At 40.9% G+C, this 20,161-nt stretch carries 20 protein-coding genes and 1 riboswitch; of the genes, 6 read left to right on the top strand and 14 right to left on the bottom strand.

Annotation, left to right across the window (positions count from 1 at the left end):
- Positions 1-12: 12 nt before the first annotated feature.
- Positions 13-2,307: a 5-methyltetrahydropteroyltriglutamate--homocysteine S-methyltransferase gene (gene metE, locus CSV75_RS00380; RefSeq protein WP_099674309.1), complete on the top strand. Its 2,295-nt coding sequence runs from the start codon at positions 13-15 to the stop codon at positions 2,305-2,307.
- Positions 2,308-2,589: 282 nt separating this feature from the next.
- Here metE and ribH read toward each other — a convergent pair whose 3' ends face one another.
- The 8 genes from ribH to cyoE all read right to left on the bottom strand — a co-directional run bounded on the left by ribH (position 2,590) and on the right by cyoE (position 10,498).
- Positions 2,590-3,057, bottom strand: a complete 468-nt coding sequence (gene ribH / locus CSV75_RS00375) for a 6,7-dimethyl-8-ribityllumazine synthase (protein WP_099631423.1) — start codon at positions 3,055-3,057, stop codon at positions 2,590-2,592.
- Between the two features lie 13 nt (positions 3,058-3,070).
- Positions 3,071-4,264, bottom strand: a complete 1,194-nt coding sequence (locus tag CSV75_RS00370) for a bifunctional 3,4-dihydroxy-2-butanone-4-phosphate synthase/GTP cyclohydrolase II (RefSeq protein WP_099636801.1) — start codon at positions 4,262-4,264, stop codon at positions 3,071-3,073.
- Between the two features lie 14 nt (positions 4,265-4,278).
- Complete coding sequence (gene ribE / locus CSV75_RS00365) at positions 4,279-4,923, bottom strand: riboflavin synthase (RefSeq protein ID WP_099674308.1); 645 nt, start codon at positions 4,921-4,923, stop codon at positions 4,279-4,281.
- Between the two features lie 3 nt (positions 4,924-4,926).
- A complete protein-coding gene (gene ribD, locus CSV75_RS00360; RefSeq protein WP_099674307.1) occupies positions 4,927-6,015 on the bottom strand; it encodes a bifunctional diaminohydroxyphosphoribosylaminopyrimidine deaminase/5-amino-6-(5-phosphoribosylamino)uracil reductase RibD in 1,089 nt (362 codons plus the stop codon).
- Between the two features lie 145 nt (positions 6,016-6,160).
- Positions 6,161-6,309: riboswitch (FMN riboswitch) on the bottom strand.
- A gap of 57 nt (positions 6,310-6,366) precedes the next feature.
- Complete coding sequence (gene menC / locus CSV75_RS00355) at positions 6,367-7,479, bottom strand: o-succinylbenzoate synthase (protein ID WP_099674306.1); 1,113 nt, start codon at positions 7,477-7,479, stop codon at positions 6,367-6,369.
- Between the two features lie 13 nt (positions 7,480-7,492).
- On the bottom strand, positions 7,493-8,311 hold the full coding sequence (locus CSV75_RS00350) for a GNAT family N-acetyltransferase (protein WP_099674305.1): 819 nt from the start codon (positions 8,309-8,311) through the stop codon (positions 7,493-7,495).
- Positions 8,312-8,322: 11 nt separating this feature from the next.
- Entirely contained in the window at positions 8,323-9,450 is a 1,128-nt protein-coding gene (locus tag CSV75_RS00345) for a M20 peptidase aminoacylase family protein (RefSeq protein ID WP_099674304.1), read from the bottom strand.
- Between the two features lie 136 nt (positions 9,451-9,586).
- Positions 9,587-10,498: a heme o synthase gene (gene cyoE, locus CSV75_RS00340; RefSeq protein WP_099674303.1), complete on the bottom strand. Its 912-nt coding sequence runs from the start codon at positions 10,496-10,498 to the stop codon at positions 9,587-9,589.
- 541 nt (positions 10,499-11,039) lie between these two features.
- Between cyoE and CSV75_RS00335 the strand changes: the two genes are divergently transcribed.
- From CSV75_RS00335 to CSV75_RS00325, 3 genes are all read left to right on the top strand, one after another.
- On the top strand, positions 11,040-12,032 hold the full coding sequence (locus tag CSV75_RS00335) for an ABC transporter substrate-binding protein (RefSeq protein WP_099672608.1): 993 nt from the start codon (positions 11,040-11,042) through the stop codon (positions 12,030-12,032).
- 113 nt (positions 12,033-12,145) lie between these two features.
- Positions 12,146-13,006 carry an ABC transporter permease gene (locus CSV75_RS00330; RefSeq protein ID WP_099636793.1) on the top strand — a complete coding sequence of 287 codons (861 nt, stop codon included), beginning with the start codon at positions 12,146-12,148 and terminating at the stop codon, positions 13,004-13,006.
- Positions 13,003-14,250 (top strand): quaternary amine ABC transporter ATP-binding protein, encoded by a 1,248-nt coding sequence (locus tag CSV75_RS00325; RefSeq protein WP_099674302.1) that lies wholly within the window; start codon positions 13,003-13,005, stop codon positions 14,248-14,250. The genes CSV75_RS00330 and CSV75_RS00325 overlap by 4 nt, the downstream gene beginning before the upstream one ends.
- Before the next feature lie 45 nt (positions 14,251-14,295).
- Here the strand turns inward: CSV75_RS00325 and cobT are convergent, their stop codons facing one another.
- Positions 14,296-15,333 (bottom strand): nicotinate-nucleotide--dimethylbenzimidazole phosphoribosyltransferase, encoded by a 1,038-nt coding sequence (gene cobT / locus CSV75_RS00320; protein WP_099674301.1) that lies wholly within the window; start codon positions 15,331-15,333, stop codon positions 14,296-14,298.
- Between the two features lie 188 nt (positions 15,334-15,521).
- On the opposite strand from cobT, the gene CSV75_RS00315 reads away from it, so the two are divergent.
- A complete protein-coding gene (locus CSV75_RS00315) occupies positions 15,522-16,022 on the top strand; it encodes a ferritin (RefSeq protein WP_099674300.1) in 501 nt (166 codons plus the stop codon).
- Between the two features lie 12 nt (positions 16,023-16,034).
- Here CSV75_RS00315 and CSV75_RS00310 read toward each other — a convergent pair whose 3' ends face one another.
- The 5 genes from CSV75_RS00310 to CSV75_RS00295 form a co-directional block, all read right to left on the bottom strand.
- The gene (locus tag CSV75_RS00310) at positions 16,035-16,247 is read right to left on the bottom strand and encodes a cysteine-rich CWC family protein (protein ID WP_099674299.1); all 213 of its coding nucleotides are present in this window, start codon (positions 16,245-16,247) and stop codon (positions 16,035-16,037) included.
- Between the two features lie 12 nt (positions 16,248-16,259).
- Positions 16,260-16,409 (bottom strand): hypothetical protein, encoded by a 150-nt coding sequence (locus CSV75_RS16160; RefSeq protein ID WP_158231548.1) that lies wholly within the window; start codon positions 16,407-16,409, stop codon positions 16,260-16,262.
- A 15-nt stretch (positions 16,410-16,424) separates the two neighbouring features.
- The gene (locus tag CSV75_RS00305; protein WP_099674298.1) at positions 16,425-17,423 is read right to left on the bottom strand and encodes a YcjF family protein; all 999 of its coding nucleotides are present in this window, start codon (positions 17,421-17,423) and stop codon (positions 16,425-16,427) included.
- 110 nt (positions 17,424-17,533) lie between these two features.
- Positions 17,534-18,091 carry a DUF420 domain-containing protein gene (locus CSV75_RS00300; protein WP_099674297.1) on the bottom strand — a complete coding sequence of 186 codons (558 nt, stop codon included), beginning with the start codon at positions 18,089-18,091 and terminating at the stop codon, positions 17,534-17,536.
- A 68-nt stretch (positions 18,092-18,159) separates the two neighbouring features.
- Positions 18,160-19,050 (bottom strand): LysR family transcriptional regulator, encoded by an 891-nt coding sequence (locus tag CSV75_RS00295; protein WP_099674296.1) that lies wholly within the window; start codon positions 19,048-19,050, stop codon positions 18,160-18,162.
- A gap of 132 nt (positions 19,051-19,182) precedes the next feature.
- On the opposite strand from CSV75_RS00295, the gene CSV75_RS00290 reads away from it, so the two are divergent.
- Positions 19,183-20,154 carry a DMT family transporter gene (locus tag CSV75_RS00290; RefSeq protein WP_099674295.1) on the top strand — a complete coding sequence of 324 codons (972 nt, stop codon included), beginning with the start codon at positions 19,183-19,185 and terminating at the stop codon, positions 20,152-20,154.
- Positions 20,155-20,161 lie beyond the last annotated feature (7 nt).

Raw genomic sequence — 20,161 nt, 5'->3', positions numbered from 1 at the left:
GGGAAATTATCTATGGTAAAAAGCAGTATAACGGGCTATCCCGTAATAGGTGAAAATCGTGAGTGGAAACGTGTACTTGAAGCATTTTGGTCAAAGAAGATCTCGGAAGATGAGCTTCTTCAAACAACAAAAGAGATTCGCTTGGCAAACTTGAAGAAACAGCAAGATGCCGGGGTTGATTGGATTGCTGTGGGCGACTTCACATTGTATGATCGCGTACTGGATACGTCAGCCATGTTCGGAATCATTCCTTCACGCTATAACTGGAAAGGTGGACAAGTTTCCACTTCCACATACTTTTCGATGGCCCGCGGTAATGATGAGGCGGTTGCCTCCGAAATGACAAAATGGTTCAATACAAACTATCACTATATCGTGCCTGAATACGAAGGCCGGCGTTTTGAACTAACGGAAAACAAACCTCTAGCTGCTTATCGTGAAGCCAAGAGCGAACTGGGTATTGAAGGTAAACCTGTTCTACTAGGCCCCTATACATTACTAAAATTATCTAAAGGGTACGAGGATAAAGATGTACCATCCATTATCCTGCAACTGATACCCCTCTATCAAAAGGTATTACAAGAATTACAAGATGAAGGTGTACAATGGATCCAAATCGACGAGCCTATTCTATGTACATCAATAAGTTCAGATGAAATGAAGACTGTTACAGAAATTTATTCACAACTAACGAAAAATCTGAGCGGACTGAATATTCTTCTACAGACATATTTCGATTCAGTTGAACATTATAGAGAAACGATCGCGTTACCTGTTGCCGCTATCGGACTAGATTTCGTCCACGGACGCGAAAGAAATCTAGAGAACTTGAAGCAATATGGTTTCCCAGAAGATAAAATACTTGCGGCAGGAATTGTAGACGGTCGCAACGTATGGCGTTCCAATTTACGTGAAAAACTTACATTGACTGAAAAAATTCAACAGCATGTTACAGCTGATAATTTATGGATTCAACCTTCATGTAGCCTGCTCCACTCACCTGTTACGACTCGCTCGGAACAGAAACTAGATAAAACCATTTTGAACGCGTTAGCATTTGCCGACGAGAAGATTGAAGAAATTAAAGCTATTCAACTAGCAGTACAACATGGATATGAACAAGTTTCTAAGGCATTGGATGACAGTGAAGCAGCATTGACTGCATTTAATTCACTTCCTGCTCGCAATAATAAAGATGTACGTGAAGCGACTTCGGGAAGTCTACTATCAGACAGTAAGCGGAATCTTCCATTTGCAAAACGCAAAGTGAAACAACAGGAAAAATTCCAATTACCACTACTTCCGACTACCACCATCGGTAGCTTCCCACAAACACCGGAAGTACGGGCTACACGCAATAAATGGAGAAAAGGCGAAATTACAAATCAGCAATATAAAGATTTCGTTCAAGCTGAAATTAAAGAATGGATCGATATTCAAGAAGACTTGGGACTTGATGTATTGGTACATGGCGAATTCGAACGTACAGACATGGTGGAGTATTTCGGGGAAAAGCTTGACGGATTTGTCTTTACTGAAAAAGCATGGGTACAATCCTACGGCTCACGTTGTGTTAAGCCGCCAATTATCTTTGGAGACGTTGCGTTTATTAAACCAATGACTGTGGAAGAATCCGTTTATGCAAAATCTCTTACAGATCATGAAGTAAAAGGAATGCTCACGGGCCCTGTAACCATTTTAAACTGGTCATTCGTCCGTGATGACTTGTCTAGAGAAGAAGTGACAAACCAAATTGCATTGGCTTTGCGTAAGGAGATCGAAGCGCTTGAAGCAGCCGGTATTCATATGATCCAAGTGGACGAGCCGGCACTTCGTGAAGGTCTTCCATTGAAAAGAACTGAATGGAAACACTATCTGGACTGGGCCGTTAATGCATTCCGCGTATCTACTGCATCAGTCGAAGATACAACGCAGATTCATACGCATATGTGCTATTGTGATTTCAATGACTTTATTGAAGCGATTAGCGCGCTGGATGCAGACGTAATCTCCATTGAAACGTCACGTAGTCACGGCGACTTAGTCGAGGCTTTCAATGAATATCATTATGACAAAGGAATCGGTCTAGGTGTCTATGACATTCATAGCCCACGCGTTCCTGCAGTAGAAGAGATGACAGAGATTATTAACAAAGGTCTTGAAGTGCTCGAGCCTTCTCAATTCTGGATTAATCCTGATTGTGGTTTGAAGACGAGAAAGCGTGAAGAAACAGTTGCAGCGTTGAAAAATATGGTGGTTGCAACTGTACAGGCACGCGAAAAGTTAGGCATAGTAGCGGTAAAATAATGAATGTAGGACTGTCTTAGAAATCAATTCGGTTTCTAAGACAGTTTTTTTATTCATAGAGTGTAGAATTGAGTAGTTTGCATGGTGGTAGAAGGAGGATTTACATTTCAGAGGGAACATAGCCACACGAAGTCTCCCCTTTTATGCATCCTTTGCAAGAACAAACGAAGTGTTACGAGCATGCACTTTCATTGCACCTGAATTTGAATTACACATTACAAAAGAGGACGTCCCATGAAGTAAAGTAACTTCGGGGACATCCTCTTTTAACTCCATTACTAATTAGTCGAACTGCTTCGTTAGGTTCGCCATCTCAATAGCAGACACTGCTGCGTCCCAGCCTTTGTTCCCTGCTTTAGTCCCTGCACGCTCGATCGATTGCTCAATCGTATCCGTAGTTAGTACACCAAATATTACTGGGATACCTGATTGCATGCTAGCTTGTGAAACACCTTTTGCCACTTCATTACAAACAAAGTCAAAATGAGGAGTTGCTCCACGGATGACCGTGCCTAATGTAATGACTGCATCATATTTTTTTGAATCTGCCATTTTCTTTGCAATTAACGAAATTTCGAATGCACCTGGCACCCACGCTATATCTACATCGGCTTCATCTACACCGTGACGTTTGAACGCATCTTGTGCACCCGACAGTAACTTCCCTGTGATAAATTCGTTGAATCGTCCAACGACGATACCTACCTTTAACCCCGTGCCTACTAAATGCCCTTCAAATAAATTACCCATGTTTCATCTCTCCTCATAAAGTTAATAAATGTCCAAGTTTTTCTGCCTTTGTGTGTAGGTACTTTTCGTTCGCTTCATTGAATGGTAGCTGAATCGCAACGCGTTCAACCACTTCCAATTCATAGCCCTTTAAGCCAGCAATTTTCTTTGGGTTATTCGTCAGCAAACGCATTTGCGTAATACCAAGATTCCGGAGAATTTGTGCACCGATACCATAATCACGTAAATCAGCTGCAAATCCGAGTTTTTCATTTGCTTCTACGGTGTCATAACCTTGTTCTTGCAGTTCATAGGCTTTCAGTTTATTGATTAGGCCTATTCCCCTGCCCTCTTGACGCATATACAACAATACACCGCGCCCTTCTTCTTCAATTTGTGAGAGAGCAGCTTGCAGTTGCGGACCACAGTCACAACGGCATGATCCAAAGACGTCGCCTGTCAAGCATTCCGAATGAACTCTTACTAAGACCGGCTCTTCCGTTGTAACGTCACCTTTTACCAGTGCAACATGTTCTTTTCCTGTCATCGTTTCAGTATAGCCAATCATGCGGAACTCGCCATAATCTGTCGGTAGCTTAATCTCTGCTTCACGTATGACTAATTTCTCTCGTTGTAGACGATAATGAATCAGGTCTTGAATGGTGATGAGTTTCAGATCTAGTTCTTCAGCCATCTGACGTAATTCCGGCACACGCGCCATCGTTCCGTCTTCACTCATGATTTCACAAATTACGCCTGCCGAAGCACTGCCTGCCAGTCGCGCTAAATCGACCGCAGCTTCAGTATGTCCTGTACGTTCTAGTACACCGCCTGACTTCGCTACAAGTGGAAATATATGTCCAGGACGTTTGAATTCACCCGCAGTAGCACTTGGGTCCATCATTTTAACAATTGTATCTGCACGTTCAAATGCACTGATTCCAGTATGTGTAGAGCGATGATCGACACTAATCGTAAACGCGGTGCCATGTGAATCCGTATTATTATCGGTCATCATCTGTAATCCTAGTTGGGCAGCTTTTTGTTCTGTTATTGGCACACAAATCAAGCCTCGACCTTTCGTTGCCATGAAGTTGATGATTTCAGGCGTAATTTGGTCGGCTAGTGCCACGAAATCGCCTTCATTCTCTCGGTCTTCATCATCGACTACGATGACAACTTTACCTTGTTGTAAATCTTCTAATGCTTCTTCGATTGTATGGAACATCTTCATTCACTCCTTCACATAAATCCATGTTGTTGTAAAAAGTCTTTTGACATCGTTTGACCTGTATCTGGTCTTTTTCGCAACATATTCTCAACATACTTAGCGAGCATATCGCATTCGAAGTTGACAATATCTCCTACATGCTTTTTCGCGATGACTGTCATTTCCTGTGAATGTGGAATCAACGAAATCGTAATATCCGTATCTTTCACTTCGAAGATCGTCAATGAAGTACCATCCAATGCGATAGAGCCTTTATGCAACAGATAGGAGTCATATCCTTGAGGTAATGACAAGCGTATATATAATGCATTATCAACTGTTCGCTTGTCACGAATTGTAGCTATTCCGTCTACGTGCCCTGTGACAAAATGTCCGCCAAACCTACCATTTGCCGCGAGTGCCCGCTCCAAATTCACAGGACTTCCCGTCGCCAATTGTCGTAGTGAAGTAGAGGAAATGGTTTCAGGCATGACGTCCGCAGCAAATTGATCTTTTGTAAAACTCTTTACCGTCAAACAGACACCATTGACTGCGATGCTATCCCCTACTCTCACATCTGTCAAAACAAGGGATGCAGCTATCGTAACCGTCATAGATTGAGTACCTGGTTGTATTTGCTTAACTGAACCAATCTCTTCAATTATTCCTGTAAACATGATTCAATCACCCTCTTTCGGTACGGCTATGATTTTAATGTCTGGACCAATCATCTCTACACTTTCAAAGTTTAATGGAAACGCTTCATTCATCAATCGGGGATCCAGTCCGCCAATTGGTGTCAAAGATCCAATCCCTCCTAGCAATTTAGGTGCTACATAGCAAATGACTTTCTGCACTGCACGCGCTTTCACAAATGAAGCATTAATAGCTGCTCCACCTTCAACAAGCAATGTCATAACACCACGTCTTCCTAGTTCTAGTAGAATATCTTCTACAATCAACTGGGCTTTTTGCATTCGGATGATCTGGACATGCGGTTTCTCAAGTAACTTTTCACGTGTTAATTCCGCGTATTGCCCGCAAAAAATCCACGTCGGCGCTTCTACATTTTGAATGACTTGACTAGATTCCGGTGTTCGTAATGATGTATCTAAAATAACTCGAATAGGATGTCGTCCACCTAGGGGCAGTCTGGTGGTGAGAAGAGGATTATCGTGAAGAAGTGTTTGTACACCTACTAAAATTGCATCCTGTGTATGGCGAAGCTGATGGACATCGAGTCGTGCTTGCTCACTCGTCACCCACTTGCTATCTCCTTTGGAAGTCGCAATTTTACCGTCTATCGTCATAGCTGTTTTCATTGTCACATGAGGTGTTTTGGTTTTAATAAAATGAAAAAATGGTTGATAAAGTTTTTTAGCGCGTTCAACTGAAACAGATTCGGTTACTACCACTCCTGCTCCACGAAGTTTCGCAATACCTTTACCCGCTACAAGTGGATTGGGATCTGTTGTCGCAACATAGACATGCTTGATACCCGCTTGAATGATGGCATCAGCACAGGGTGAAGTTTTACCAGTGTGAGAACAAGGTTCAAGCGTTACATACAAATCAGCATCCCTTGCATTCGCTCCCGCCATATCAAGTGCGACTCGTTCCGCATGGCGCTCTCCCGCTTGTAAATGTGCGCCCATTCCAATGATTCGGTTTGCCTTTACTACGACCGCACCTACTGGTGGATTGGGAGAGGTTTGACCTGCCACATTTTCTGCGAGTTGCAAAGCCATTTCCATATAATTCTGATTCATTGAGCAACACTCCAGCTTACGGTATTCCTCTAGTGACATTTCTACATACAAAAAGCCCCGCAAAAGATTATGCGGGGCTTGTAACCATGACTAAATAAACGTTATAAACAGTAATGAAAAAATCATTACATGTAGTATATACGCACTGTTCCTTCTCTCATCCAGACTTTAACTGTCGGCTTTGGAGTTTCACCAAATCCACCTTCCGCTTATTTAAAGCATCCGGGTCACGGACTAAGAGCTTGCTAGCTCATCACCGTCGGTAGGGAATTACACCCTGCCCCGAAGGAAACATATTCGATTAACTAAAAGTCTAGCACATATGATGACTAAATAACAATAGTTGAATATTTATTCTGACGAAAACACCCATTTGTCCACTGTAAATCGGTCCAATGCTTCCATATTGGGAATGTACCCAATTCCATCTTCTGACGGGACTGTAATATAACCTTCATGCGCCACAACTACCGGTGTAATGATGTCATGTTCCCAGTAGCGTGAAGACCCGGCTGTATCGCCCGGGAGCGTGAAATTAGGTAAAGTTGTCAACGCTACGTTATGCGCTCGGCCTATACCCGATTCTAGCATGCCGCCACACCAGACATCGATGCCTTTCGCTGCACAATAGTCATGAATTTTCTTCGCCTCTGTCAGACCACCTACTCTACCAATTTTTACGTTAATTATTTTACAACTACCAAGTTCGATAGCTTTACGCGTATCTTCCAACGAATGAATGCTTTCATCTAGACAGATCGGTGTCTGAATGTGTTTTTGCAATTTAGCATGATCGATAATATCATCGGAAGCAAGCGGTTGCTCAATCATCATCAAATTAAACTGGTCTAGTTCTTTCAACAACTCTATATCGTCTAACGTATAAGCAGAGTTAGCATCCGCCATTAACGGTACATGAGGGTAGGCTTCTCGAATGACGCGAATCACTTCCACGTCATAACCAGGTTTGATTTTCACTTTGATGCGCTTATATCCTTCATCTATAAAACCTTTAATATTCGCCAATAAGTCTTCAATATTTTCTTCGATTCCAATACTAATACCCACTTCAATTCGTTGCCGTTTCCCTCCAAGTGCTTCAGCAAGCGTCATATGGTGATGCTTTGCATATACATCCCATATCGCTCCTTCAAGCGTCGCTTTCGCCATATTATTTTTGCGGATATGTCCAAATAAGTCACTTACTTCATCGGGGTGTGTAATAGATTTACCAAGTACTGCGGGAATCAGGAAATCACGAAGCATGTGAATCGTCGTCTCTGTCGTTTCTTCACTATACCAAGGCGCAGTAAAAGCAACAGATTCCCCCCATCCCTCATGACCGTCCTCGTCTGTGACAGTTGCCAAAAGAAAGTCTTTTTGCTGAATCGTTCCAAAGCTTGTAGTAAACGGATGTTTCATCGTCATATTCATTCTACGAAGTGTAATTGAGTCGATTTTCATTGAATAAGCTCCTTTAATTTTGCAACGGAATGATGGATCGCTTGCAGAATCGATAGTACTGTACAGACTCTTCTGTTCTGCACACATCGATTAAAGCGAATCCTGCCTCACTCAGTTGCTGAAATATTTTCCTCGTCTTCATTCGCCATTCATAGGCCAATTGCGAGTTGTGTTGCTTGATCAATTGAATATGTTTGGGCACAGGCACTTCTATCGCTTCCGCCTGTATCCATTCATTCGTTTCCGGCAATAGTATAGCTGGGTATAGATCATCACTCAAGCGAATTGTAAAGGGCCGGCTATATAGCAAATTAGGTTGCCATTTCTCCATTACACGCGGACTATCAATCCACCATGCGACTTGAAAACGATCAGTCGGTAACCCTTTGTTTAACCCATCGTCCATCTTTCCATAGCAATCCACTATATAGTCGTAACAGACACCGTATAACTTTGAAGTATTTAAATAGGCGTTGCGACTTTCAAGAGGGTCAAATGTCCAAACGATTAATCGATAGCCCATTTCTCGGGCAAGACGTTGTTGTTCTTCTTTTAGCAACATGCCAATGCCTCTCGTTTGAAACTCTTCATCTACCGCAATCATATGAGAGCATAGATATATTTGACCATCCGAATAGCCTGCGAAACTATAGGTATAGCCGACCATACGCTCCTCTAGAAACGCTCCAACAATCAACCCACCATTTTTGACTGCCGTAATGGTCTGATGGACAGGGATTGGTTCCATTCCCCAAATTCCCTTCTCAAGCTTTTGCATGGAATGAATGTCTTCGATAGTCGTCACTTTTCTGACTTCTATATCTTTCCTCATACTGTCACCTTCTATTTTTTAGTTTGGAATGTTAATTCGATAGCAGTAGTTAAAATTTCGACTCCTGTTGCCAACGCGTCTTGATTAAATGTCATTTGTGGATGGTGAAGCCCTGGCGTTAAGCCGCATCCCAATCCGAGCATGGTACTTTTGACAGTTGGTCGCTTTACGGAATAGAAATGAAAATCTTCCCCGCCTGGTGTGACAACAGTACGTGTAGTCTTCTCTTTACCGATCACTTTAGCAATCGCTTGATACATTAGATCTTCTGCTTCAACATTTACTTCCGCTGCGACCATTTCTGCCATAACTTCATAGTTAATTTCTACATCGTATTGTCTTTCTACTGCTTGAATCACACGTTCCACCTGTTCATATAATTCATCCATCACCACATTTTCCTGGGCACGTAAATCCAAACTGAATTTAGCATTGCCGGGAATGATATTGGCAGATTCTCCTCCCGCTTGGAACATCGTCATCTTCGCTGTATGTGAAACCATTGGATTACAATGAATGGACTGTAAACCTGCTACCAAAGTAGCCCCGACCTCAATGGCATTCTTTCCTTGATGCGGTCTTGCACCATGTGCTTCTGTTCCCTTTATCGTTCCACTAATCATTTTCGCCGCACCGTGACGTAATGAGGCCGAGGAGTAACCGTCAGCCATTTCATCCGCTGCCCTTACATGAACGCCGTATAAGTAATCGATATCATCGATCAATCCCTGCTCCAGAACAGCTAGCGCACCTTTCCCCTTCTCTTCCGCAGGCTGGAAGAATACTTTTAATGTTCCTTTCTCGGGAATTCCGCGTTCTTTCGCCATAAGCAATGCGCCAATTCCCATTGTCATATGCCCATCATGTCCGCATGAATGATTCGCTTGGTACACACCATCCACTTCTTGCCACAATGCATCTATATCTACACGTAACCCGACTACCGGCTTACCTTCACCGATCGTAACGGATAAACCTGTTATACCGTCGAATAACTTTACATTAAATCCTTCACGCTGAAGAAACTCTTTTAAGTAAGTTGTGGTTTTTGTTTCCTTCCAACTGACTTCCGGATGACTGTGCAAATGCGCAAACACTTCATCTAGTTTCGGCTTCAATAATTGTACTTGCTCCTTCATTCATACGCCTCCTAAAATCCATCTTTCACTGTATATTACGAACTGTTTATTCCTAAATTGTCAAACTCCTCAATAATTCTAGCACAAAAAAGACTTCTCTATCACATCGCGTGAAGGGAAGTCTTTTTCGTATTGATTAAAAAGTCCAAAGAATCATCATGCCGAATAATAGCGTCATGTAATTGACTGAGTACAAGAACATCAAGTTAGCCCATTTATAATCATCTTTTGCATAGAATCCGTATATACTAGCCGCAATATATCCAAGGTTCATCAATGTCGCGATTATAATGAATGTAGTGCCAAACATCGTTAATAAAAACGGTAACGGCAATAAACATAATACATATACTAGCATCTGACGTTTTGTGATGTTAAATCCATAAACGACAGGCAACATCGCTACATTAGCCGCACTATAATCTTTATATTTCTTCATAGCAATCGCAAATGTATGAGGCATTTGCCAAATAAATAGTATAACGACCAAAACTATCGGTACGATATGATCTGCTGGCATAATAGCCGCCCATCCTATGAGGGGGGTAACCGCTCCCGACACACTGCCAATCACTGTATTCAATGTGTATTTACGTTTAGACCACATGGTATAGGGTATTACATACGTAAACCATCCGACAAATGCATAAATCGCCGCTTCTAATGTAGTGAATAATAATAATAACATTCCAATTCCCGATAATATCAAACCAATATTTAATACGGTTTTCAAAGCAAAATGGCCTGTCACAGTCGGACGGTTCTTTGTTCTTTCCATAACCGTATCAATATCAGAATCAAACCAGTTATTCATTACAAGCGCACCTGCGACAAGCAAGGTGCTACCTATCATGGTTAGCAGGAACACACCCCAGTTGCCCGTGAGTGTCATGCCAGAAAAATATAGTGCCAACCAAAACCCCGTAAATACCGGAAATATATTCGCGATGAGTACAGGTCCTTTAACTAATGATTTAATATCCGAGAAGAAGGTAGACGCTGAGCGGCTTTGAGTAGTACTCGAAACAACATGGGCTTCTTTCGTCATATGGGTCCGTTCTCCTTTTACGTTACATTTAAATATCTTTCCATTCGTATATATAACTATATCATTTTCTTAAAAGTAAAATCAAAAAATCATGACAATTCCTTAGAAACTGTTACAAAGATTTGTCCGAAGTTCATAAATAAACCTCGCGTACGATAAAACACTTTTGTTATATGTAATCAGCATATCATATAGTATCACTTTCTCCTACTATTCGACAAAGCATGAGCCTATACCCCTTATAGGTTATCACCTAAGTTTACTCACCACGACCAATCTAACAGCATTTACTTTTTTCATAACGAAAAAAAACTCTAACAGTCTATTTAAAACCGCATAAAGTTACCAGTTATCTAAATAATTAAATTGATATTAATTTGATTATCCTGTAAACTCGTGTAATAGTATCGCGGAAAAATGATGATTTTTCCTTGATCTCTTCAACTACCTACGTATTTTTTCTCTTGGTTGCTTTTAAGAGATTCAAGAAAAAAACAGCATTCCGTAATGAAAAAATTATAAAGAGAAAGGATTTGATTTTTTGAGAAAGTTTATGTTGTTTTTATCCATTCTAACAGTAGTACTTTTAACAGCGTGCGGTAACAGTGATAGTAAAGATTCAATAAGTACGATTAAACTGGCAGATGCAGGATGGGATAGTATTCGAATCCACAACAGCATTGCACAGATTATTTTAGAAGAAGGCTATGGCTATGATACGGAAGTAATAAACGGTACTTCTCCTGCAACACTGCAAGCGTTACAACAAGGTGATCTACAAGTTTATACAGAAGTTTGGTCTGATAACTTGGGTGAGGCGTATACAAAGGCAGTCGACAGCGGAGACATCGAAACAGTTTCAACAAACTTCGACGATAACTCTCAAGGCCTGTATGTTCCTACATACGTAATTAAAGGCGATCCAGAGCGTAACATCGAAGCGGTAGCTCCTGATTTGAAAACAATAAAAGACTTAGAAAAGTACCCTGAATTATTCCGAGATCCTGAAAACAAAGATAAGGGACGTATCATCGGTGCACCATCTAGCTGGTTGGTCAGTAAACACTTGGATGAAAAATTAACTACGTATGGTTTAGATGAAAAGTATACGTACTTAGCTCCTGGCTCTGACTCATCCATCGTAGCTGACTTAGCTAGTGCATATAAAAAAGGTGAGCCATGGGTTGGTTATTACTGGTCTCCTACTTGGGTGACTGCAACATATGACTTAACACTATTAGAGGACGAGCCTTTTGATCAAGAGGCTTGGGATAAAGATAAGTCTGGTGAATTTCCTCCTAATGATGTCTACGTCAGTGTGCATAAAGATTTGAAAACACAAGCTCCTGAAGTAGTAGAGTTCTTGAGCCATTACGAAACTAGCAGTGCACTAACAGAAGAAGCGTTAGAGTATATGGGTGAAAATGAAGCGAGTCCAGAAGATACCGCAAAATGGTTTATGAAAGAACATGAAGATCTTTGGACTTCATGGGTACCCGAAGATATTGCTGAGAAAGTTAAAGCAGCACTGTAATACATTTTTGGATTTGCCGGGGTGGGCGCTTTCCGCTCCACCCCTTTTCTTTTGTATTATTACTAAACATAGAGAAAGAGAGGGACAAGCTAGTACGTCCTAGCTTACTGCCTATGAATGAATTCCCTAACGTCAGAATACCTATAGGAGATTATGTAGAAAAGTTTATTGATTTTCTTGCAATGAATTTTGGCTGGCTATTTGATTTTATCTTCACGATTGCCTCCACTACAATCCGAACTATTGAAACAGCACTACTCGCTACACCTTGGTGGGCTATCATGATTGTGGTATTCCTGCTTGGTTGGTATTTAAATTCCATTTTGAACGGCATAATGTTTGCCGCCTTTATCTTTTTGATTGGTTCCTTCAATTTATGGGAAGATACGATGACAACAGTCGCTATTATTGTCATATCTGTTGTACTATCCCTGGCGATCGGCATTCCAGTAGGCATCTTGATGGCTTTTAGCAAAACATTTTCCGTCATCATTCGTCCTCTATTAGATGCTATGCAGACAATGCCTACATTTGTCTACTTAATACCTGTAATATTCTTCTTCCCTCTTGGGAATGTTCCCGCAATTATTGCGACCATCATTTACGCATTACCACCAGTTATTCGTCTAACAGAACTCGGCATCCGAAACGTTGATTCTGAAGTGATTGAGTCTGCAGAATCATTCGGATCTTCTCGTAACCAAATGTTAGTAAAAGTACAATTACCTCAAGCATTACCTACTATGATGGCAGGTATCAACCAAACTACGATGATGGCTTTATCAATGGCTGTTGTTGGTTCAATGGTTGGTGCTCACGGATTAGGTGAACGTGTACTATTCTCGATCAATCAAATCAATATATCATTAGGATTTGAAGCAGGTATCAGTATCGTGTTCTTAGCGATAATTATTGACCGTTTGACCAATGGAGTAGCAGACCGCCTACAAAGTACAGGGAGGAGATCAGCATGACCGTTAAAATTAAAGTAGAAAATGTCACCAAGATCTTTGGTCCTCGCCCTAAAAAAGTCATTCCTATGATTGAAAAAGGAGCTTCTAAGCGCGATATCCTCGAAAAGACTGGACATACAGTAGGTGTTTATAACGCCAACATGGAAATCATGGAAGGTGAAACTTTCGTAATTATGGGGCTATCCGGCAGTGGTAAATCAACACTTATCCGTTGCTTCAATTTATTGAACAAACCTACATCAGGTGCGATTTATGTAGATGGTGAGAATATTGTCAATTATAATAAAGAGCAGTTAAAATTTTTCCGTCAGAAGAAAATCGCAATGGTCTTCCAGCACTTTGGTTTATTTAGTCATAGAACGGTTATTGAGAACATTGAATACGGTCTGGAAATTCGCGGTTTATCGAAAAGCGAGCGTCGCGATATCGCACAAAAGCATATCAATACGGTTGGCCTGAAAGGGTATGAAAATCAATATCCTGATGAATTATCAGGTGGGATGCGTCAACGTGTGGGTATTGCCCGCGCCTTGACGAATGATCCGGATATTCTGTTGATGGATGAGCCGTTCAGTGCTCTTGACCCACTCATACGAAGAGAGATGCAAATGGAACTTCTAGATATCCAGACACGTCTTCAAAAAACGATCATCTTTATCACGCATGATGTCAACGAAGCATTCCGTATCGGTGATCGTGTGGCAGTTATGAAAGATGGTCACGTAGAGCAAATCGGCACACCGGAAGAGTTATTGGAAACACCCGCAAACGATTATATCATTGACTTCACCCGTGAAATTGATCGCTCAAAAGTGTTACAAGCAATGAATATTATGTCTAAACCATTAAGTGTCATGAACGGCAAAGATGGCTTGCATGTGGCGATTAAGAATATGGAGGAGCACGGTATTTCCAGTGTCTTCATTACGAATCGAGAACGACAGTTGCTTGGATTGGTAACAATAGATGGCGCGATCGAAGGCGTGAAAAAGAAGAAAACGTTAGAGGAAGTTATGACAACCGATGTCTTGACAGCAAATCCGGAGGAATATGTTCAAGATATTATTCCGCGTGTACTAGTTTCTAAATATCCACTTGTTGTCGTAGATGAAACGAACCGAATTGAAGGGATAATTTTACGGGTTCATGTACTTTCCAGCATTATTAGCCACTCTGCTGATGATGAAGAGGACGGCGAGGAAATACTCGGTCCATCCGTTGAAACAGTTGAGATAACTGAATAATAAAAAGGGAAGAATGAGCATCGCTACTCACTCTTCCCTTTTTCATTAACTTTTCCCTGAAACACCGGCACTTTCAAATGTAGCCATTTCATTGACCATCAAAACAGCGGATTGAATGATACTACATGCAACTGCTGCGCCTGTACCTTCCCCTAAACGCATGGACAAGGACAAAATAGGTTCTTTTTCTAAGTATTGAAATGCCTTTTGATGCCCTGGTTCCATCGATAGATGACCGAGCAACATATATCCAGCTGCGCCTTTGCTTATGGTCTCCGCTACGCAAGCTGCAGCAGTCGAGATAAAGCCGTCTAAGATAATCGGGATGCGTTTAGATGCTGCCGCGAGCATTGCACCTACCATCGCGGCCAATTCTAGACCCCCCACCTTACGAAGCACGTCAAAGCCATCTGAAGGATTTGGCTGATGAAGAGCTAGTGCCTCCCGTACTACTTTAATTTTATGAAGATGTTGATCAGATGATATTCCAGTTCCGTAACCAACCAACTCTGCCGGATCTAGCCCTGTAATAGCCGCCACTACAGCACTGCTTGTCGTAGTATTACCAATACCCACTTCCCCTACTACTAGGAAATCCACACCTTTTTCAAATAGCGCAATCGCTTCTTCATAACCGATCTCCAGTGCTTTTTCTACTTCTTCTCGAGTCATTGCCTCGGTATGTAGAAAGTTCTCCGACCCTTGTCGAATCTTCCGGTCTTTCACGGGTTCTGCAAATACATCCCCTATTACACCCACATCAACCAATGAAAATTCGGCTCGCTGCTGTCTGCTGAATACATTAATTGCCGCACCACCTACTGCCATATTCTGTACCATTTGACGAGTAACTAGTTGAGGAAATGCCGAAATCCCCTCTTCCACAATTCCATGATCTGCTGCAAATACCAGTACACCTAGTTGGTTTAGGCTAGGCAGTTTTCGACCTTGTATCTCGGCTAATGTGACCACGATTTCTTCAAGCTTTCCTAAACTCCCGATAGGTTTCGTCAATGTGTCTACATACGCCTTCGCTTCCACTCCTGCAGATACGTCCAATGCAGGGATAGTATAATCTTTCAAAAGATGACCTTCTTTCTCTTTATGAACAAATATTCATCAAGTTTCTCTTATAAGTATATCAGTAGACGATAATGAGTATCCAATTAAATATCTAACATGCAAATCATGTCATTTAAGGATATACTGTAACTAGCGGACATGACATACATTACGCTAGTTACGTTACCATCAGAAAAGGGGCGATACACATGATTAGCGAAAAATTAGCACAAGCTTTGAATGAACAAATGAATAACGAATTTGCTGCAGCACAAACCTATTTATCCATGGCATCTTACTGTGAATATCGAAATTACAGCGGATTTGCTCACTTCTTTCTACAACAAGTAGAAGAAGAGCGACATCACGCAATGAAAATCTATTCTTATTTAAATGACCGTGGGATCCGAGCGATTATTACAGAAACACCTGCACCAGCTACTTCTTTTGATAACTTGGTACACACGTTTGAAGTGGCATTAGTACAAGAAAAAGAAGTAACAAAATCATTCTATCAAATCATGGATATAGCCTGGGAAGAAAAAGAGCACGCAACGATTTCTTTCCTGAATTGGTTCCTAGACGAGCAAGTCGAAGAAGAAGCAACCTTCGATAGACATATCGAGTATCTGAAACGTATCCGTGAAGATAAGAACGCATTGTTCATTTACGAGAAGGAGCTTTCCACACGTTCGTTTGAAGCCGAATAAAAAACAGGCAAGCTAGAGGTTCATAGACCTTTTGCTTGCCTGTTCTATTTTAGTAATACGGATCAAACACATTTCACATATACACTGTTTATAAAGATATTCTTCTGGTATTTGCCGAAACACTTCTTCCGGGAAAATCTTCTTTGTACACCAGCAGTGCTCATTACTCTCGGTTGAAGTACCACATAAATTATTCCCCAGGCAAATCGGACATTCATTTTTCATATAATCCTCTTCCTATAACCGATGCTTGTCCAGCTCAGCTGTATTTTTCTTCTCTAACTCTTCTACCCGATCTTCCAATTCCTTATTTCTTTTCATACTTTCCATCGAATACAAACCAGCTAGTAAAGCGACCACAAATGTTGCGTAGTTAAACCACTCCATACATCCCGCCCCTTTTTACTTTTGTTTTTTCAAAAATAGTTCATATACTTTTTTCAATGTGTCTGGTGTGAGTTCCATATTATTTTCATACATGTATTTCACTGCATATCCTAGCGCAACTGTCATAGAACCTGCAACACTCGCAGCAACGACCATTCCTGCGCCGGGAATCACTTTAACAATTTGTCGGAATGCTGTTTTCCCGATATTTCCTACAATCGTTGCAATGATCAACTCTTTCGCATGGTCTTTCGTAATCGGTTTTCCATACAATGTCGACAGCTTCAACATGAGGCCCACTTGCAATGTCGTCAATGGGATAAAGTCAGCTCCCGGTATAGGAACTGCTCCAATCGTAGCAGCTGATGCACCAGCTGCAAGAATCCATCGTTTGGCAATCGATGACTTATCTGCCATATTTGCTGCGAGTAATAGATCTTTATTTGCATCTTTTAATTGCTGAAGGATCTCTTTTTGCAGGAATTCCATTTGTTCTCCTGTCTTCGATGAGATTGGAATGACCGGATAAGCAAACCCAGTATGCTCCAAAACATAGTTCACTAAACTCGGAACATCATCAGCTGCATCTATTTTATTGAGCACAAGAATGATTTTCTTGTTGAGCGTAGCAATCTTATTCAATGATTTAAGTTCCGTATCTGACAATACAGTACCTGCTGCATTCAAGAAGAATAAAATCACATCTGCTTGATTATAAAATTTCAGTGTCTCATTTGAATGTTCTTGATAGATATCATCAAGACCGGGTGTATCAACAAATAATATATTGTCCGTGTAATAAAACTTTTTAACTTCCTTCGTTTCACCGGGTTGCGCACCCACTTCCGCAACATCTTTTTGCATAAGACGATTTAGTGTAGATGACTTTCCTGCATTAACGTCGCCCACCATTGCTAGTAGAATTTCTTTATTTAATTGCTCATTGATAAGATCAGATTCTTGTTTAAACACTTCGTCAAATGATTCATCTGACATAAAATTTGGAGTTTTCATTACAGCACGTCCCTTCACTTAGTTTGACTATTCAGATTTCCCTATTGTAAAAAAGAGCATCAGTCATTCATCCACTTTTGACTGATGCCCTACGCTATTTATCTGGTTACTTAATAATAAGGTGAAATCAAGATATACACAAGTACCCCGGTGAAACTAACATATAACCAAATAGGCATCGTCCAACGTGCAATTTTGCGGTGACGTGGGATCTCCATATTCCATGCTCTTGCTACACTTGTTAGTGCTAACGGAACGATTGCAGCAGCTAACACGATGTGTGAAAACAGGATGAAGTAATAGAACCCAGCCAAGAAACCACTGCCGCCAAATGGTGTAGACTCCGATAAAAAATGATAGGCGACATACGTTACTAAAAATAAAGCGGTTGTGCCAAATGCTGCATAGATAAAGCGTTCATGCAGTTTGACATTTTTCTTCAAGATCGCAACTAATGCACATACGAGAAACATAAAAGTGAAACTGTTAAATATGGCATTCAATAAAGGTAAAATCGTAATATCGAATGCTGTGAAATTCTCTACACCTGGCATACCTGCTAAGATGCCAATCGCACCGATAAGAATGACCGAGATAATAATAATTGCCGGACGGTAATTCCGTTTTTTAAAATTTGCGTGCGGTGTTTCTTGATTCGTATAGTCCATCTAGTGACACCCCTAATTCTATATTCATAACTACCCTATATCCTACCATACGTAACACGCTATGCAGGTCAAATTTGTGTCGACTTTTGAAATTGCTCATCTGACTTTTCTCTGAATTCATCAATAACTTTTATAAACTTAGCAATAGTCGGTGTCAAATAGGAATCAGCACGTCGTACAAAAACTGTTTTAATTTGGCTGTATTTTGGTGGCAGATGATAACAATAGACTGAACCTTGATCTAGAAGATGAGAAACAGTTGATTTCGGCACGAATGTTACACCTAATCCTGCTGCCACACTTCCAAGAATCGTCTCCAGTGTTCCGAACTCCATCATTTTCGTTGGCTTAAACCGCTCATCTTCAAGCCACAACTCTAGACGCGCCCGATAACCACAACCCTTTCCAAAACAAAGTATCGGCTCATCTTTAATATCTTCTATGGATTGAAACGGTTTACTCGAAAGTAACACGAGTTCTTCTTCAAGAACATCGTGTACAGCTAGGTCGGGATGCGTCGTTCCTTCCGAAATAAAAGCTCCGTCAAGTTGATGGTTTAGAACTTTATACTGCAATCCTTCTGTTACACCTGTCAATAGTGAAATATCGACTTGGTTATACATTTTATTATATCTCGATAAAATAATTGGTAATTTTATGACAGTTTCTACCGATCCCAGCTCAAGCTTTCCTGAGGGCTCTTTGTCATTTTGCACGACTTTTCTCATTTCATTGGTCAGTGATAATATTTTCTCGCTATAAATGAGAAGTCGTTTCCCCTCAGGCGTCAAGATCATTCCTCGGTTGTGTCGGTTAAATAATGGGGTCTTTAGTTCCGATTCGAGCTTTTGTATTCGGGACGTGATATTTGACTGTACATAGCGTAATTCTTTAGCAGCCGCTGTGATTGTTCCTTTTTCTGCGACCATCTGAAATATCTCCAAGTCTTTAAATTCCATAGATACCCTCCTAGTAACATTCTCTTATTCATATGATATCAATAAAATTGATAGTAGTCATCATTATTATTCGTTTTACGTGATGTCTAATATAGTGTTTACTAGAGGTAGTACTTCAAGGAGGTTAAGCAGTTGAAAAACAAAATTATCTGGGGAGCGTTTCTGTGCTTTATAGCCAGTGTGTCCTGGGGAGCAATGTTCCCAGTTGCCAATAGTGCATTCAAAAATATCGACCCGTTTTATTTCACATTAATTCGTTATATTTCAGTAACATTCTTGCTTGTCGTAATACTCTGGTTTAGAGAAGGAACACAAGCTTTCCGCTTTGAAAAGAGGGGATTATCCCTTTGGTTCTTCGGCACGATGGCATTCGTTGTCTATAACCTCTTTATCTTCTGGGGACAAGATCTAATGGGACAACCCGGGACTATGGTGGCTTCTATTTCAGAGGCCATGATGCCAATGATTTCTATTGTCATTGTATGGGTAATTAGTAGACATAAACCACATGGCTTCACGCTCACTTGTGTGTTTACTGCATTTGTCGGTGTCATGCTTGTCATCACAAAAGGTGACTTACGTACGTTTTTGACAGCAACAGATGACATTGTGCCTTCATTGCTAATCTTCATCGCGGTAATCGGCTGGGTGATTTATACGATGGGTGGAAATCGATTTAGTGAATGGTCCGCATTACGTTATTCTACGTTAAGCTGTTTACTTGGTACAGTAACTGCTTGTATAGTGGTATTCTTCGTAACGTTGACAGGTTATATTTCTGTCCCCACTGTGGAAACATTGCAAGTGGTAACACCACATATGTTGTTTATGATTGTATTTCCAGGTGTTATTGCATTAGTAGGTTGGAATGTTGGAGTCCGCATCTTGTCTCCATTGAATGGATTATTGTTTATTAATTTTGTGCCGGTGACCACGCTGGTCATTTCATATATACAAGGCTATCAGTTAACTATTTTCGATTACATTGGTACGGTATGTATTATTGCAGCGCTGTTAGGAAATAATATATTCCTCCGTATACAGCAGAAGCGCAAAGATGAGGCGCGTCAATATAAAAAACATAGTATGCAGCCTAGTGTTTAATTCAAAG

The sequence above is a fragment of the Sporosarcina sp. P18a genome, from assembly GCF_002743135.1.
Lineage (GTDB): Bacteria > Bacillota > Bacilli > Bacillales_A > Planococcaceae > Sporosarcina.
This window is presented reverse-complemented; position numbering and strand designations above follow the sequence as displayed.